This window comes from Allochromatium warmingii (assembly GCF_900107145.1).
GTDB classification, from domain to species: domain Bacteria; phylum Pseudomonadota; class Gammaproteobacteria; order Chromatiales; family Chromatiaceae; genus Thermochromatium; species Thermochromatium warmingii.
Genome location: NZ_FNOW01000002.1, coordinates 39,205 through 54,338, shown reverse-complemented (window position 1 = coordinate 54,338; position 15,134 = coordinate 39,205). Strand labels below are relative to the sequence as shown.

15 protein-coding genes are annotated in these 15,134 nt (G+C 55.4%); 9 read left to right on the top strand and 6 right to left on the bottom strand.

Annotated features, from left to right (window positions below; translation table 11 throughout):
- Positions 1 to 2 precede the first annotated feature (2 nt).
- Positions 3 to 899, top strand: coding sequence for an acetylglutamate kinase (argB, locus tag BLW10_RS00980; RefSeq protein ID WP_091331603.1), 897 nt, complete (start codon positions 3 to 5; stop codon positions 897 to 899).
- An 8-nt stretch (positions 900 to 907) separates the two neighbouring features.
- Here argB and BLW10_RS00975 read toward each other — a convergent pair whose 3' ends face one another.
- Positions 908 to 1,306, bottom strand: a complete 399-nt coding sequence (locus BLW10_RS00975; protein WP_091331601.1) for a hypothetical protein — start codon at positions 1,304 to 1,306, stop codon at positions 908 to 910.
- A gap of 124 nt (positions 1,307 to 1,430) precedes the next feature.
- Between BLW10_RS00975 and BLW10_RS00970 the strand changes: the two genes are divergently transcribed.
- Positions 1,431 to 2,873 (top strand): DUF294 nucleotidyltransferase-like domain-containing protein, encoded by a 1,443-nt coding sequence (locus tag BLW10_RS00970; protein WP_091331600.1) that lies wholly within the window; start codon positions 1,431 to 1,433, stop codon positions 2,871 to 2,873.
- Positions 2,874 to 2,962: 89 nt separating this feature from the next.
- Here BLW10_RS00970 and BLW10_RS00965 read toward each other — a convergent pair whose 3' ends face one another.
- From BLW10_RS00965 to zapD, 3 genes are read right to left on the bottom strand one after another with little or no spacing between them, the layout of a single operon-like run.
- Positions 2,963 to 3,547, bottom strand: coding sequence for a chorismate--pyruvate lyase family protein (locus BLW10_RS00965; RefSeq protein ID WP_091331599.1), 585 nt, complete (start codon positions 3,545 to 3,547; stop codon positions 2,963 to 2,965).
- A gap of 18 nt (positions 3,548 to 3,565) precedes the next feature.
- Positions 3,566 to 3,781, bottom strand: coding sequence for a DNA gyrase inhibitor YacG (locus BLW10_RS00960; protein WP_091331597.1), 216 nt, complete (start codon positions 3,779 to 3,781; stop codon positions 3,566 to 3,568).
- 21 nt (positions 3,782 to 3,802) lie between these two features.
- Positions 3,803 to 4,570: a cell division protein ZapD gene (zapD, locus tag BLW10_RS00955; RefSeq protein ID WP_245709039.1), complete on the bottom strand. Its 768-nt coding sequence runs from the start codon at positions 4,568 to 4,570 to the stop codon at positions 3,803 to 3,805.
- Between the two features lie 359 nt (positions 4,571 to 4,929).
- On the opposite strand from zapD, the gene BLW10_RS00950 reads away from it, so the two are divergent.
- The 7 genes from BLW10_RS00950 to BLW10_RS00920 all read left to right on the top strand — a co-directional run bounded on the left by BLW10_RS00950 (position 4,930) and on the right by BLW10_RS00920 (position 14,090).
- Positions 4,930 to 5,679: a YebC/PmpR family DNA-binding transcriptional regulator gene (locus BLW10_RS00950; protein ID WP_091331595.1), complete on the top strand. Its 750-nt coding sequence runs from the start codon at positions 4,930 to 4,932 to the stop codon at positions 5,677 to 5,679.
- Between the two features lie 108 nt (positions 5,680 to 5,787).
- A complete protein-coding gene (locus BLW10_RS00945; protein ID WP_091331594.1) occupies positions 5,788 to 8,466 on the top strand; it encodes a bifunctional acetate--CoA ligase family protein/GNAT family N-acetyltransferase in 2,679 nt (892 codons plus the stop codon).
- Positions 8,467 to 8,475: 9 nt separating this feature from the next.
- Positions 8,476 to 9,813, top strand: a complete 1,338-nt coding sequence (gene urtA / locus BLW10_RS00940) for an urea ABC transporter substrate-binding protein (protein WP_177168953.1) — start codon at positions 8,476 to 8,478, stop codon at positions 9,811 to 9,813.
- The gene (locus tag BLW10_RS00935; protein ID WP_091331591.1) at positions 9,810 to 12,011 is read left to right on the top strand and encodes a sensor histidine kinase; all 2,202 of its coding nucleotides are present in this window, start codon (positions 9,810 to 9,812) and stop codon (positions 12,009 to 12,011) included. Before urtA ends, BLW10_RS00935 begins: the two co-directional genes overlap by 4 nt.
- Positions 12,012 to 12,018: 7 nt before the next feature.
- Positions 12,019 to 13,407, top strand: a complete 1,389-nt coding sequence (locus BLW10_RS00930) for a GGDEF domain-containing protein (protein ID WP_091331589.1) — start codon at positions 12,019 to 12,021, stop codon at positions 13,405 to 13,407.
- A gap of 195 nt (positions 13,408 to 13,602) precedes the next feature.
- A complete protein-coding gene (locus BLW10_RS00925; protein ID WP_091331588.1) occupies positions 13,603 to 13,812 on the top strand; it encodes a TA system antitoxin ParD family protein in 210 nt (69 codons plus the stop codon).
- Positions 13,812 to 14,090 carry a type II toxin-antitoxin system RelE/ParE family toxin gene (locus BLW10_RS00920; protein ID WP_091331586.1) on the top strand — a complete coding sequence of 93 codons (279 nt, stop codon included), beginning with the start codon at positions 13,812 to 13,814 and terminating at the stop codon, positions 14,088 to 14,090. Before BLW10_RS00925 ends, BLW10_RS00920 begins: the two co-directional genes overlap by 1 nt.
- A 208-nt stretch (positions 14,091 to 14,298) precedes the next feature.
- On the opposite strand, the gene BLW10_RS00915 is transcribed toward BLW10_RS00920, so the two are convergent.
- Entirely contained in the window at positions 14,299 to 14,676 is a 378-nt protein-coding gene (locus BLW10_RS00915) for an HVO_A0114 family putative DNA-binding protein (RefSeq protein ID WP_091331584.1), read from the bottom strand.
- A complete protein-coding gene (locus BLW10_RS00910; RefSeq protein ID WP_091331583.1) occupies positions 14,673 to 14,951 on the bottom strand; it encodes a toxin-antitoxin system TumE family protein in 279 nt (92 codons plus the stop codon). The genes BLW10_RS00915 and BLW10_RS00910 overlap by 4 nt, the downstream gene beginning before the upstream one ends.
- Positions 14,952 to 15,134 lie beyond the last annotated feature (183 nt).

The window sequence follows — 15,134 nt, the reverse complement described above, 5'->3', positions numbered from 1 at the left end:
CCATGCCACTGCCAACCGAACGCGCCCAAACCATTGCCCATGTTTTAATTGAAGCCTTGCCGTATATTAAACGCTTTCAAGGCAAAACGATGGTGATTAAATACGGCGGCAATGCCATGGTCGATGAGGCGCTGAAAGCCGGATTCGCCCGCGATGTCGTGCTAATGAAATTGGTTGGTATCAATCCAATTATTGTGCATGGCGGTGGGCCGCAAATTGGCTCGCTGCTCAATCGACTTGGCAAAGCGAGTGAATTTGTGCAAGGTATGCGCGTGACCGATGCCGAAACCATGGATGTGGTTGAAATGGTGCTCGGAGGGCTGGTTAATAAAGAAATTGTCAATTTTATTAACCGTCATGGCGGGGCAGCTGTTGGTTTAACTGGGAAAGACGGCGATTTGATCCGCGCCCGAAAACTGTTTCTCAAGCGCGATGCACCTGAATTGCAAGAGCCAGAAATTATCGACATTGGTCATGTCGGTGAAGTTGAAAGCATTGATCCAGCAATTTTGCACATGCTGGTTAAAGGCAATTTTATTCCAGTCGTCGCGCCAATTGGTGTGGGTGCCGATGGGCGCTCGTATAATATCAATGCCGATTTAGTTGCGGGTAAAATGGCTGAGGTATTACGGGCTGAAAAGCTGCTGTTGCTGACCAATACTGCCGGATTACTCGATGCCGAGGGTCAATTGATTTCCGAGCTTGATGTCGGACGGGTGCAGACGTTAATTGAAGACGGTGTGATTCACGGCGGAATGCTGCCGAAAATCCGCTGCGCGGTGGAAGCGGTGCAATCGGGCGTGAAATCAGCGCACATTATTGATGGGCGCGTCGAACACGCCGTTATGCTCGATTTATTTACCGATAGCGGCGTCGGAACATTGATTCGCGGTCGCTAATTATGATGTTAGGCGGGCCGCAGATGTTCGATATATTTAGGTATATCGCGCATGATAATTTGTGCGGCTCGCCCAGTGACTTCTAAACGCCCTGCGCTGTCAGCAAATTTCAGCATGCAACGAATATGACCGCGACTGGCAAATGGGAGCGGAATCATATCACGATAGGTATAAATATTTTCGTCGAGATCGCCGCCAACACAAATTAACGGGCCAATGGGCGGCGGTTCAATGATCTGCGCCTCGTCAATTATTAGACTCCCCGCCTGCCACCAGCGGGTACGTTCGGCGGAACCAGTCATGGTTTTAATCAGATAAGCGCGGGCGAATTGGATCTCGACTTGATCGCCAGTGTGATGAATCGCGGCGATTTCTGAGCCGTTAAGTTCAATGCTGCTACTGTCCAAAATTGCACCTGTTTTATGTGTGATATTGAAAAAACTGGTGTGAGTGTGTCGCCTGTAATGATTGATTGCGACGCTACGCACACGCCATCATTAAACACTAGGTTAGCTATCGGTTTATTTTATCATGTCCGCTGAAAATGTTTTTTTTACCCCCGTTAGCCAGATTTGCCAAACCGATGTTGTGACCTGTGCAGCAGATACTCCGCTGATTACGGTTGCAGAATTGATGCGGGAACGTAATATTTCAAGTGTCGTGGTGCGCGATGCTGCTGAACCGCTCGGCATTGTCACTGATCGTGATTTACGAAATAAGGTTTTAGCGACTGGGCGTGATCCGCGTCAGCTCTGCGCCCGCGATGTAATGAATTGTCCGCTGGTAACAATCCGCGAGACCGATTATTTATTTGAGGCGCTCTATTTAATGAGCCGTTGCCGTATTCATCGGCTCTGCGTCGTTGATGCTACTGGACGCTTGCACGGCATTGTCACGGATACAGATGCACTGCGCTTACATAGCCGCTCACCACAGCAATTGATGAAAGAAATCGAGGAAGCGGAAACACCTGAGGCGCTTAAAATATTACGGGAGCGCATGGAACAATTAGTGGTGCATTTGCACGGCACTGGCGTTGCCACCCGTGATTTAGTGCAAACGGTGGCGTTATTGAATGATCGATTATTAGTTCGGCTGATTGAATTAGTCCGCGCCGCACGCTATCCGAATCTGACAGCACGTTTTGCCTTTTTAGTGCTCGGCAGTGAAGGGCGACGCGAGCAAACATTAGCGACCGATCAAGATAACGCGATTGTCTATGCCGATGATCTAAGCGCCGCTGAATTAGAGCAGCTTTGCGCCTTTAGTGTCGATTTAATTGATCATTTAATTGGTATTGGAATGCCGGCTTGCGCTGGCGGCATTATGGCAAAAAACGCGACATGGCGGCGTAGTTTGAGTGAATGGAAACAGCAGCTCGATCAATGGCTCCATACCCCAACGCCGACGAATATTCTCTCTGGAAGCATGTTTTTTGATTTACGCACGCTGTATGGCGATAAATCATTTGAGCAGGAGTTAAAGCAAAGTCTGATTACAAAATTACGGGGAAATAGTTTATTTTTGACGCATAGTGTGGCAAATGCAGTCGCCTTTTGTCCGCCGCTGGATTGGTTTGGGCGAGTTAAAACTGAGCGTCAGGGCACATATCGCGGCTGTATTGAAGTAAAAAAAGCCGGAGTCTTTGCGATCACCGAAGGCTTAAAAGCAATGGCCTTGCAAACGGGAATTAGCGATGGGCGCACCTATGATCGCGTGCGCGGATTACAGCAGGCGGGTATATTGCAGCCGCATCAAGCTGAGAGTTTATTAGCGGCATTTGATTTTTTGATTGGATTGCGGTTGCGGGCGCAGTTATTGACATTAGAGCGCGGTGAACCGCTGACAAATTATCTGTCGCTCGATCATCTCAATCGGATTGAGGTTGGACGCCTTAAGTTGGCATTGGAAGAAGTAAAGCATTTTCAGGCATTTTTGCGGCAGCGGTTTCATTTGCATCAAGTTAGCCATTAAAATGCTTGCCCAAATAAGCAGCTATCGAGATAAGCGGTCACAAAGCTGGAGCTGCGTGACCAGAACGGCTGGCCGCTAAAAGCTGACCGCTATTCCCCGCGATATAATGCCAACGGAAAATATTCAGTAATTAAAATCACCGGTTGATGCGCAATAATAATGCGATACGTCCGAAATACTGCGGCACCGCTGGCCGTGCGCTCTAAGCCAATATCTAACACTTCGCGGTAGCTTTCTAAACCGCTATCACGGATCAATACGCCAATACCGATTTCCCGATCAATGAGTCGCTGGCGAAAATCCGGCGGAATCAATTGGGTACGAATCAAGGAAAAGGCTTCAGCAAAACAGCGACCGGTCATGCCGCCGCGTAATTGCGCATCGCGAATTAAACAGGCATCACCGCGCTCGACATCCAGCCAGGGCACTGGCTCACGGGCGATTTCAAATCGCTGCTCCAGTGTTTCAACACTGACTGGCTCCCAGAAATAGGCTTCGAGAATTTTTGTAACCGTGCCATCCGTGACCATGAGCGCCCGCAAAAAAGGCGGTAATTCACTCACTGCCAAGCGTTCGCCATTTGCGGCGATGAGTTGCCCATCGCGCACAAATCCATCACAGCGAAAGGGTGGTTCGATTGGCGCGGTTGCGGCGCGTCCGTAATAACGATCCATGCCGTTAAATGATCGCGCTCAGTGGTTAATTAGGCGGGTGACGGGCAGCTGATTACTGGCCGCTGTGTCGAGTTCATTATTCTGTTCATCGACAACTGCAATCCGATGGCGTTCGTCTAGCCAATCGCCCAAATCAATTAGCCGACAGCGTTCGCTACAAAATGGTCGCCAGCGTGATTCTGGCGTCCAGGGCACTGTTTGGCCGCAGTGTGGGCAATTAACATGCGTGGTCATAATGCGTGATCTAATATGCGATTAAAAAATACAGCAGGTCAGTTTAAATGATACCGTTTGGGTGTGTGGTGTGGCGCGACCCTGATGTTCAGGCTTCATAAAGCGGATGCTGAAGCGATTTTTATGGCCGCTGATTTCGGGAAAAATACCGGCTTCTGCTTCCAATGTGACGCGCAGCATTTGCGCCGGAATGACCGCATCGAGTGCTTCTTGATAAAACCCATCTTCAGCTAAAACCAAGCGCGTGGCCGAACTGGTGCGCATTAAATGCAGTGCTAATTCAATGGCGTTGATGGCCGGTTTAATATCATGCCGCCATTCATTAAAACGGGCGAGGCGTTGTTCAGCCGATTGAATCAGCCAATAGTGAAAATGCGGCAAATCAAAGCTACAGGTGCCGCCCGGAATGCTACTGCGTTGGGCAATTGCTTTGAGAAATTCATCTTCGCGGGCGCGATGCGCAATCGGGCCGTTGATGTGCTGTACCTGAGTCGTGGCGCGGCGCAGATCGCCGAGCACGTCATTGAGGGCAGCGGTATCGACGCCACGCTGTGAGGACAGGCGACTGAGATTGCCAGTGAGGCGGTCGAGTTCTTTGAGGATTTCGTTTTTGACATCCGCCCGCGTGGTGGCGGCCACGATGTCGAGCAGGGCGGCGATCGCACTGCGCGAGCCGTTGGCGGTTTCGTCGGCTAAAAAATGCTCCAGTTGCTGAAACAGGTGTTCGAGCCGCAGGAAGGTGCGTACACGTTCGTTGAGCGGATGTTCAAAAGTTATCAATGTTGACACGGACTCGTCTCGCATCCGGCGGGCGCGGCCTGCCAGTTGACCTAGTAACGGTAAAGGTGGCGGCGATCTGGCCCGCGCTGGGTGGTGCGGCGTGCGTTGGGGGTGATCAACCTGAATCCAAGCGATGCGCCAAGTTAAGCCAGAATTGTCCTGATTTCAGGGGCGGCTGTCATCAGTGCTTGCAGAATCCACTCGCCGCGACACGGGAAGCCTACCACAGGCCCATGCGCCCGGTGCGCTTGGCCGTCGGCTAACCGGCAATGCTACTATGTCAGATCATTCATTCGCGGCGCTTGGTCGTCTTATTCACGGCGGCGGGGCGTGTTGTGCTACACAGTTGAGAATTCAGGAGCCTGCTCATGGCCGGTCACAGTAAATGGGCCAATATCAAACATCGCAAAGCCGCACAGGATAAGCAGCGCGGCAAGATTTGGACGAAACTGATTCGTGAGGTCACGGTTGCGGCCCGCGAAGGCGGCGGCGATCCGAATGCTAATCCGCGCCTGCGTTTGGCGATGGATAAAGCATTTGGGGCCAATATGCCCCGCGATACTGTCGAGCGGGCGATCAAGCGCGGCGCGGGCGGCACTGAAGGTGAGCATTACGAAGAAATCCGTTACGAAGGCTATGGGCCGGGCGGGGTGGCGATTATGGTCGATTGCATGACCGATAATCGCAATCGCACCGCCTCTGAGGTGCGCCATGCGTTCACCAAGCGCGGCGGCAATCTGGGTACCGATGGCTCAGTGAGTTATCTGTTTACCAAACAAGGGATTATTAGTTTTCAGCCCGGCACCAATGAAGATGCGGTGATGGAAGCGGCGCTTGAGGCTGGAGCCGATGATGTGGTGGTCAATGATGATGGCTCGCTCGATGTCGTGACCACGCCGGAAGCGTTCGCAGCAGTGAAGGATGCGCTGACCCAAGCTGGGTTTGATACCGAAGTGGCTGAAATCAGCTTCAATGCCGCCACCCAAGTTGAACTGGATGCGGAGACGGCAGAGAAGCTGCTCAAGCTCGTCGAGATGCTGGAAGATCTCGACGACGTTCAGGACGTATATCACAACGCTGACATTGCCGATGAGATCCTCGCCGCGCTGGATGCTTAGGCGCTGTGCGCTGTCACCACACTGACGCGCATGGATGTTGCTTGACGCGCTGCGCTCGTATCCGCTCGGCTATTCCTTTTATGCTTTCTTGCTCGGAGCGCCCCGCTCATGCGGTTGACAGATATTGACCAACTTTTCACCCCCGGCGCTGTGGCCGTGTTTGGCGCGAGCGACAACGCGGGTTCCATCGGCGGGCTGGTGTTTCGTAACCTGCTGGCCGGCGGTTACAAAGGCCAATGCTATGCGATCAATCCCAAATACACCGAGGTCGCCGGTCAGCCCTGTTACAGCACGCTGAGTGCGCTCGATAAACAGATTGATCTGGCGTTGATTGCCACGCCGGGCGAGTGTGTGCCAGCGATTCTCGATCAATGCGGCAGCTATGGCGTCAAGGCGGCGGTGGTGCATTCGGCGGGGTTCGGTGAGCACGGCGAACGCGGCATCGCGTTGCAAGACAAGATGGTCGAGGCGGCGCGGCGCAATAACATCCGCGTCATGGGGCCGAATTGTTTAGGCGTGATGCGCCCGCAACAGGGTCTGAACGCCAGCGTTGGGCAGGATCTACCACGACGCGGCAATGTGGCGCTGGTTTCGCAATCGGGCGCGATCTGCACGGCCATGATCGACTGGTCAGAATCACGCGGCGTCGGCTTTTCGGCGGTGGTCTCGCTGGGTGCGGCGGCGGATGTCGATTTTGGCGATATTCTCGATTATCTGGCGCTCGACACCCAGACGCAGTGCATCCTGCTCTATGTCGAGGGCATTCGCAATGCGCGGCATTTTATGAGCGGTCTGCGGGCGGCAGCGCGGCTCAAGCCGGTGGTGATCGTCAAAGCGGGACGCCATCCGGCGGGCACCCGCGCCATTAAATCGCACACCGGCGGCTTTGTCGGCTCGGCGGAGGTATTCCGCGCCGTCACCGAGCGGGCAGGCGTGGTGCAGGTGGCTAATCTCGATCAACTGTTCGCAGCGGCGCAGGTGTTCGGTACGCGGCGACGGTTAGCGGGCGACCGCATTGCCATTATCACTAATGGCGGCGGCCCGGGTGTGTTAGCGGCAGATCGCACCGTCGAACTCGGCTTGACGCTGGCCCCATTTACTGACGCCACCCGCCACAAGCTCGAACAGGCATTGCCCGATTATTGGTCGCACGGCAATCCCATCGACATCATTGGCGACGCGCCGCCGGAACGCTATCGCGTGGCGCTCGATGCCTGTCTTGCCGATTCCGAAGTCGATGGCGTGCTGTGCATTCAGGCCCCATTGGTGTTCGGTGATCCGGTGGCCACCGCGCAACAGGTCATCGAAGCCGCAAAAGCCAGCCGCAAGCCGGTGTTAGCCTGCTGGATGGGCGGCAAGCGCGTGCTCGAAGCCCAAGCATTGCTGTCCGCGCACGATGTCCCGCAGTTCGACAGCCCCGAGGCAGCAGTGGAAGCCTTTTCGTTTTTGGCCACGCATCAGCGCAATCAAAAGCTCTTGATGCAATCACCTGCGCCCCTGTCCTATGAAGATCCGCCCGATGTTGAGGGCGCACGCCTGATTATCGAAGGGGTCATGTCCGAGGGGCGCAAGGTGCTCGGCACCATTGAGGCCAAAGCGATTCTCTCGGCATTTCGCATCCCGACGATGCAGGCGATTCTGACGCGCACGCCGAATGAGGCGCTGATGGCGGCTGAGGCGCTCGGATTTCCGGTGGTGATGAAGATTCACTCACCGGATTTGGAGCATAAATCCGATGTCGATGGGGTCAAACTCAATATCGACGATGCGCAATCAGTGCGCCGCACCTTCACCGAAATTATGGAGCGGGCAAAACGTCTGCGCCCCGATGCGCGGTTAAACGGCATCACGGTCGAGCGCATGGTTTCGACCCGCGCTGCGCGTGAGCTGATGATCGGTGTGTTCCGCGACAAGATTTTCGGCCCGGTGATTTTGTTCGGCGCGGGCGGTACCAAAGTTGAGGTGTTGGGCGACCGCGCCCTCGGCCTGCCGCCGCTCAATGCCTTTATCATCGAAACCATGATCGACCACACGCGGGTAGCGCGGCTGATGGGCGCATTTCAGCACATGCCGCCGATGAATCGCGTGGCGCTGGCGCGGATTTTGCAGCGGGTGTCGGAGATGGTGTGCGAGCTGCCCGAGATTATGGCAATGGACATTAACCCGTTGATCGGCAATGACAAAGATGTCACCGCCGTTGATGTCTGTATTCGCGTGGATTATCGCCCGCCGCAACAGCCGACCTATGGTCACATGGCGATTCATCCCTATCCGAGTCATTTGATTGAGCGCGTGCAATTGCCCGATGGCCGCGATTTAGTTATTCGCCCAATTCGCCCCGAAGATGCCGAAATGGAACAGGCGTTTGTGCGCGGGTTATCGGAGCAGACCAAATATTTTCGCTTTATGCAGGCAATTAAAGAATTATCGCCCGAAATGTTGGTGCGATTTACGCAGATTGATTATGACCGCGAAATGGCATTGATCGGCGTGTTAGACGAAAACGGCAGCGAGATTGAAGTCGGCGTCGCCCGCTATATGGGGCGTCCAGATGGGGAAGCCTGTGAGTTTGCGATTGTCGTCTCTGACCAGCATCGCAATCTGGGCATCGGGGCGCGGCTGATGCGCTCGCTGATGCAGAATGCTCGCGCTCGCGGTTTTCGGCTGATGGACGGCGAAGTATTGACGGCCAATACCCGCATGTTGGCGTTGGTCAAATCGCTCGGATTTCGTATTGAAAGCGATCCGCAGGATTTGGCGGTTAAGTTGGTGACGAAGGTGCTTTGACACGTACCGATGAATAGCGACACCGCGCCCACACCTTCGGTCTTAACCATCAAGCAGGTGGTCATCAGCCTGCTGCTGCTGGCGCTCATCGGGCTGGGCGCGGGGGCGTGGCAGCGCCACCAGTCGCGCCATGCGACTGACCCGATTCCGGTCGGCATCCTCCATTCGCTCACCGGCACGATGGCGATTAGTGAACGTGGTGTCGTGGCAGCGACGCGCTTGGCGATTGATGAAATCAATGCTGCCGGTGGGCTGCTGGGGCGTCCGCTGCAAACCATTGTGCGCAATGGCGCGTCGGATTGGGCGATCTTTGCCCGCGAAGCGGAATCTTTGATCCGTGATGAACAGGTCGCAGTGGTGTTCGGCTGCTGGACATCGGCGTCGCGCAAAACCGTCAAGCCGGTGTTTGAGCAATACGATCATCTGCTGTTTTACCCGGTGCAATACGAGGGGCTGGAGTCATCGCCCACTATCGTCTACACCGGCGCGGCTCCGAATCAGCAGATTATTCCGGCGGTCAAATGGGCGCTCGATCATCTGGGACGACGGGTGTTTTTGGTCGGATCCGATTATGTCTTTCCGCACGCGGCGAACGCGATCATGCGCGATCAAATTCGCTCACTGCGCGGCTCGGTCGTCGGTGAGCATTATGTGTTATTGGGCAGTAGCACGGTCGAACCCGTGATTGAGGCCATCGTCGCCAGCCGCCCGGATGTGATTTTGAACACGCTCAACGGCGATAGCAATGCCGCTTTTTTCAAAGCTTTGCGAGCACGCGGTCTGACCCCGGAGCAGATTCCCACCATCTCGTTCAGCATTGCCGAGGCGGAATTAACCAGCATGGGCAGTGCTGATTTTGCTGGGGATTATGCAGCCTGGAATTATTTTCAGAGCCTGCCCGGAACGGCAAATCGCCGCTTTGTTGCCGCTTATCAAGCCAAGTATGGAGCCGATCAGGTGGTCACAGATCCGATGGAAGCCGCCTATCTCGGCGTGTATCTGTGGGCGGAAGCGGTCAAACGCAGCGGTCGCACCGATCCGCGTTCGGTGCGGCGGGCGCTGCCCGGATTATCCATCGCTGCTCCGGGCGGAGCGGTGAGTGTCGATGGTCGCAGTCAGCATCTGTGGAAATCGGTACGGATCGGGCGCATCCGCGCTGATGGTCAGTTTGCAATCGTCTGGGATTCGGCAAAACCGGTGCGACCGCTGCCCTATCCAGGCTATCGCTCGCCGACGGATTGGGACGGCTTTTTGACCGAACTCAATCATCGCTGGCGCGGGAACTGGGCTAATCCGAGCACCGAACCGACGCCGCCCGGTCAGCCGTTCACGGGGACGCTGCCATGATCCGCCTGCGCTCGATTGCCGCTGAATTGGGCTTGACCTTTTTGGTTGTGGCGCTGGCCCCGATCCTAACCGCCTATGTGGTAGCCAATGACATCTTTAGCCGTTCGATCCATGCGCAGAAACTAGAAGCACTGACCGCCATTGCTGAGGCCGCGCAAGATCGGGTCGAAACCTATGTGCAGGGTTTGATTACTGACACCACGACCCTAGCGCGGACGCCGGCGCTCGTCACTCTGCTCCAGCAGCCGGAACCCTTAATCACCGCCGATGCGAAAACGCTGGCGTTTTTGCACAGCTTCAGCGAAGCCAAAGGCTATTACGATCTGTTGTTAGTCGATCAAAGCGGCACGATCCGCTTTTCACTGAAACGCGAAACCGATCTCGGCGGCAATATTCAGGATACGCAACTGGAAGGCACGCAACTGGCCGCGACCATTGATGCCGCGAATACGCTATTGCAAACCGAGGTCTCGAATTTTGCGTGGTATCCGCCGAGTCAGGAATTAGCGGCCTTTCTCGCCGCGCCGATTTTTGACAATGGCGTCATCATCGGCAATCTGGTGTTGCAGATCGACAACCGCGTACTCAACACCATCGTCAATCACTATGGCGGACTGGGCGAAAGCGGCGAATTATTAGCCGCGACCCGCAATGATTCTGGGCTGGTGGTTGCCGCGCCCAGCCGCCATGATCCCAAGCTGACGCAGCGTACCGTCGATTCCGCCGCCTTTGCGCCGCTGCAAACCGCGATGCAGGGTCAGGGCGGAGCCGGGCGGTTTCGCGATTATCGCGGTCAGGATGTGCTGGGTGTGTGGCGCTATCTGCCGTCGCTGAACTGGGGGCTGCTGGTGAAGATCGACACGGCGGAATTTCAAGCGCCGATTGTGCGCTTTGCCCAGATTTCGCAGGCGGTGATGCTGGCCTCGATTGGACTGGTATTATTTGGGGCGTGGCTGGTCAATCGGCTGGTGTCGCGTCCGGTGGTGCAGTTAGCGCAGTCGGTGACACGACTGGAACATGAAGCCCTTCCCGAGCGGCTGCACGTTCCGGCTCGCTATGAGGTCGCGGCGCTGGTGGCGGCCTTTAATCAGTTGATTGCCAGCGTGCGCGTTCATCAGCGCGAACTGGAAGCGCGGGTATTGCAACGCACGGCTGAGTTAGCCGAGGCCAATGACGAATTACAACGCAGCAATCTGGAATTAGCCAGCACGCTGGAGACGCTGCAAAAAACTCAGTCGCAACTGGTTGAGTCCGAAAAATTGGTGGCGCTCGGTCAGCTCATCGCCGGTGTGGCACACGAGATCAACACGCCGCTTGGCTCCATCGCCTCATCCATCGAATCGCTGACCGACGCCTATCGTGAGCAAGATCAATTCCTGCTGTTATTTGCCGAACTCGCGCCGCCGGTGCGCGAACGCTTACTCGAATTGCTGACCGCTGCCGCCGCTGGCTCAACGCTCAGTCTCAAAGAAAAACGCGATCTCAAAAAAGACTACGAGCGCCAGCTCACCGCGCTGGGTGTGAGCAGTGCGCGTCAGGCCGCCGATCTGCTCTCGCAACTGCCGCCGCTGGAGATCGCGCACTTTGCACCGCTGCTGACCGATCCCCAAGCCACCGCGATTCTTGAACATCTGCGTCACGGCAGTCACATCTATCGTTCCTGCCAAAATATCCGCACCGCCGCTGACAAGGCGCGAAAAGTCGTCTTTGCGCTCAAAAGTTTTGCCCGTTATGACCACACCGGCGTCAAAACGCCGACCTCGGTGCGCGAGAGCATCGAGACCGTGTTGACGCTCTATCACAATCAGATGAAGCAAGCCGTTGAGCTACACACCGATCTTGCCGACGGGCCACTGATTCCCGCCTATGCCGATGAACTCGGTCAGGTGTGGATGAATCTGGTGCATAATGCGTTGCAAGCAATGGATTACAAAGGCCAATTAGCGATCAGCTTGGAGCACGATGCTGACTGGGCGCGGGTGCGCATCACTGACAGCGGCAGCGGCATTCCCGAGGCGATCCGCGAGCGCATCTTCCAGCCGTTTTTCACCACCAAACCGGCCGGTGAAGGCAGTGGGCTGGGGCTGGAGATTGTGCGCCGTATCGTTGACAAGCATCGCGGTGAGATCCGGTTCACTTCGACGGTCGGTGTTGGCACCAGCTTTGAAGTGTGGCTACCGGTTCAGGATACGGATTAAACGCACTATGTACAGCAACTATGTCATCCTTTGTATCGACGACGAGGAAACCATTCTCGATAGCCTGTCAATGGAACTGTCGGGGCGTTTTGCGGGCGTCGAACTGGAACTGGTGCAAGACAACGCCGAGGCCGAAGAACTGGCCCGCGATCTGATCGCCGAGGGGCGCGAGATTCCGGTTGTGGTGTGCGATTACATCATGCCCGGACGCAAGGGGGATGCGGTGCTGGCGGCGATTCACGCCATCGCGCCCAAAGCCCGCACGGTGATGCTCACCGGACAGAGCAGTCTCGACGGCGTGACCAACGCAATCAATCGCGCCGATCTCTATCGTTATATCGCCAAACCCTGGGATCGCGATGATCTGATTCTCACCCTGCGCGGGGCGCTGGAAAGCTATGTTCAGGACGCGACCATTGAGCGCCAGAACGCTGAGTTAAAGGAACTCAATCAGGGACTTGAGCAGAAGGTTATCGAGCGCACGGCGGAATTACAGGCCGCGAATGCGGAACTGGCTGACGCCAACCGCACCATCACCCAATATCTGGACATCATCGACCAGCATGTGTTGATCTGCCGCATCGACAAAGCCGGCATCATCACCTACGCCTCAGCCGCGTTCTGTCGTCGCAGTGGTTTTGAACGCGCTGAACTCATCGGTCACAGCTATTTGTACACGCTCTATTCCAATCTGAGCGAAGCACGCATCCAAGACATCACTGCGACCCTTGAGCGTGGCGAAACTTGGCAGGGGGAAATTCGCCATCAAAGCAAAGATGGTGAGTATTACTGGGTTCACGAGATTATTTCCCCGGATCTGGTCAATGAATCCTTCGTGCTAGGTTTTACCAGCATTCGTCAGGACATCACCGACAAAAAAGCGGTGGAAGAACTCAGCATCACCGATGCGCTGACGGGTCTTTACAATCGCCGTCATTTTAATAGCGTGCTCGAACAGGAACTTGACCGCGCACGGTTAGCCAAGCAATGGCTGGCTTTTGCCATGTTCGATGTCGATCATTTTAAGCTCTACAACGACAATTACGGCCATGCCGCTGGCGACGAGGTGCTCAAACGCATCGGCCAGTTGCTCAACACGCGCTATCGGCGCGGGCGCGATTATGTCTTTCGGATCGGCGGGGAAGAGTTCGCGGTGTTGATTCTCGTGCGTCATCCCGAAGAAGCGGAAACCAATGCCGCTGGTTTAGTGGCCGCTATCGAAGCACTGGCGCTCCCGCATGGTCATAGCCCTGTGTCTTCCCAGATCACCATCTCGCTTGGTCTGCGGCTCATCTCGCCGGACGAGCCGCCGGTGACGGTCGATCAGGTGTTTACCGAAGCCGACACGCGCCTCTATCGAGCGAAAGAAAGCGGACGCAATCGCTACGTGCTTTAGCCATCCGCGCCGTCGTTAACGCCGATTGCATTTCACGTTTAAACCGACAGCGCAACAGTTTCAGAAAACCGAACTTAGCCCACGCAAAAACGCCCTCCGGTTGTCCGAGGGCGTTTGGGTGTGGCATCTAGGTCAGGTTCCGTTTTGATCCATAAAGGACTATTATGAAGCCAACTCTTCTAATGGAGTTTGGTCATGGCTATCAACGTCAAACTGTCGGAAGCTCTCGTCGAAAGCGCCAAGCACTATGGGGCCATCGAGCATCGTTCGGTACCGAAGCAGATCGAGTACTGGTCGCAGATCGGCAAGATTGCGGCTGAGAATCCCGATCTGCCGTTCAGCGTCATCCGCGACATTCTCATTGCCGATCAGGAAGCGCCTGTGGGCGAGTATCGGTTCGGCTGATGCGTCTTCTCGTCACTCCGACCTTCGAGCGTGCCGTCAAAAAGCTGAATACGCTACAGAAAGCTGCGCTCGACGAAGCGGTGCGGACTATTGCCGGTCAGCCCGAGGTCGGCGAAATAAAAGTGGGCGATCTGGCCGGAGTGCGGGTTTACAAGTTTCGCATGAACGGCTTGCTCTGCCTGCTGGCCTACCGGATTCTCGATGAATACAGACTCAAGCTGCTGATGTTTGGGCCGCATGAGAATTTCTACCGCGACCTCAAGCGGCTGGATAGCTAGGTAGGATGGGTAGAGCTAGGTAGCTAGGTAGCTAGGTAGCTAGGTAGGATGGGTAGAGCGAAGCGAAACCCATCTCACTTTTGCCCTAAAACCAATGCCTGATTGATGAAATTGAACGCTTTCGGGGAAACTCGGGGGCTTTTTTTATGGCGCGATGCGGTCGCGGAATGATGGGTTTCGCTTCGCTCTACCCATCCTACCTTGCTGATCAAGCCGCCTTCGCGCTGGGAAATTTCACATCGACGACGAGTTCGCTATAGGGGGCGCTGATCCGGTTGTCTTCGTCCTGATGGAGCAGGTTCCAGTCCAGGAGTGTCTGGATGTCTTGGGCGGTCTGGAGTGTTTCGTTGCCGAGCCGTTGGGCGAGTTCGGGGATGGCTAATGGTCCTTGTTCACGCAACAGGCGGATGAGCTGCCAGCGTTGCGGTGTCAGGGTGGCCAGTAGCCGGCTCATATCCGCGAATCCAAGGCTGAAGTAGGGTGTGACAGTTTCGCCGCGCTCGAGTGCTTCCATGGTTTCGGCGGCTTTGGCGAGGGTGTCGGCGATGGGTTCGGCGACGTGGATATGTAGGATTGAGTCGGTCATGGCGTGAAGCCCTCGACATCGGCCAGGAAATCGGCCATCAGTTGTTTTGGATTGACCCAGGAATACGGATGTTCTTTTTCGCCGATGTGCTTGTGGTCGCCCTTTCCGCGTTCGTTGTCGTATCCGACCAGTCTTTGTCCATCCACAATATAGACCAAGCGATATTTGAATGGATGTTCTGATGGCGGAACCGGAACGGGAAGTCGCCAAATGACGATTTCGATGAAGCCTTTGCCAAAGGCGTCTTTCGTTCGATGCACGAGTTCTGCCGTCATGAGGTCGATGTTTTGGAGCTATCAGATAGTGGTAAATTTTTTAACAACAAATCACAAATTTTACCGTTTTGTTTTGCATAAAAACCCGATGTGCGACTTTTTAACGGTCTATGTGGATGCTTGACGTCTGTTTGGAGCGACAAGGCCGTCTGAACTACGCTGAGCTAGGTAGGATGGGTAGAG

Bases quoted from the DNA above. Each gene is read 5' to 3' on its own strand.
- argB (WP_091331603.1), top strand. From the start codon at position 3: ATGCCACTGCCAACCGAACGCGCCCAAACCATTGCCCATGTTTTAATT.
- BLW10_RS00970 (WP_091331600.1), top strand. From the start codon at position 1,431: ATGTCCGCTGAAAATGTTTTTTTTACCCCCGTTAGCCAGATTTGCCAA.
- BLW10_RS00965 (WP_091331599.1), bottom strand. From the start codon at position 3,547: ATGGATCGTTATTACGGACGCGCCGCAACCGCGCCAATCGAACCACCC.
- BLW10_RS00960 (WP_091331597.1), bottom strand. From the start codon at position 3,781: ATGACCACGCATGTTAATTGCCCACACTGCGGCCAAACAGTGCCCTGG.
- BLW10_RS00950 (WP_091331595.1), top strand. From the start codon at position 4,930: ATGGCCGGTCACAGTAAATGGGCCAATATCAAACATCGCAAAGCCGCA.
- BLW10_RS00945 (WP_091331594.1), top strand. From the start codon at position 5,788: ATGCGGTTGACAGATATTGACCAACTTTTCACCCCCGGCGCTGTGGCC.
- urtA (WP_177168953.1), top strand. From the start codon at position 8,476: ATGAATAGCGACACCGCGCCCACACCTTCGGTCTTAACCATCAAGCAG.
- BLW10_RS00935 (WP_091331591.1), top strand. From the start codon at position 9,810: ATGATCCGCCTGCGCTCGATTGCCGCTGAATTGGGCTTGACCTTTTTG.
- BLW10_RS00930 (WP_091331589.1), top strand. From the start codon at position 12,019: ATGTACAGCAACTATGTCATCCTTTGTATCGACGACGAGGAAACCATT.
- BLW10_RS00925 (WP_091331588.1), top strand. From the start codon at position 13,603: ATGGCTATCAACGTCAAACTGTCGGAAGCTCTCGTCGAAAGCGCCAAG.
- BLW10_RS00920 (WP_091331586.1), top strand. From the start codon at position 13,812: ATGCGTCTTCTCGTCACTCCGACCTTCGAGCGTGCCGTCAAAAAGCTG.
- BLW10_RS00915 (WP_091331584.1), bottom strand. From the start codon at position 14,676: ATGACCGACTCAATCCTACATATCCACGTCGCCGAACCCATCGCCGAC.
- BLW10_RS00910 (WP_091331583.1), bottom strand. From the start codon at position 14,951: ATGACGGCAGAACTCGTGCATCGAACGAAAGACGCCTTTGGCAAAGGC.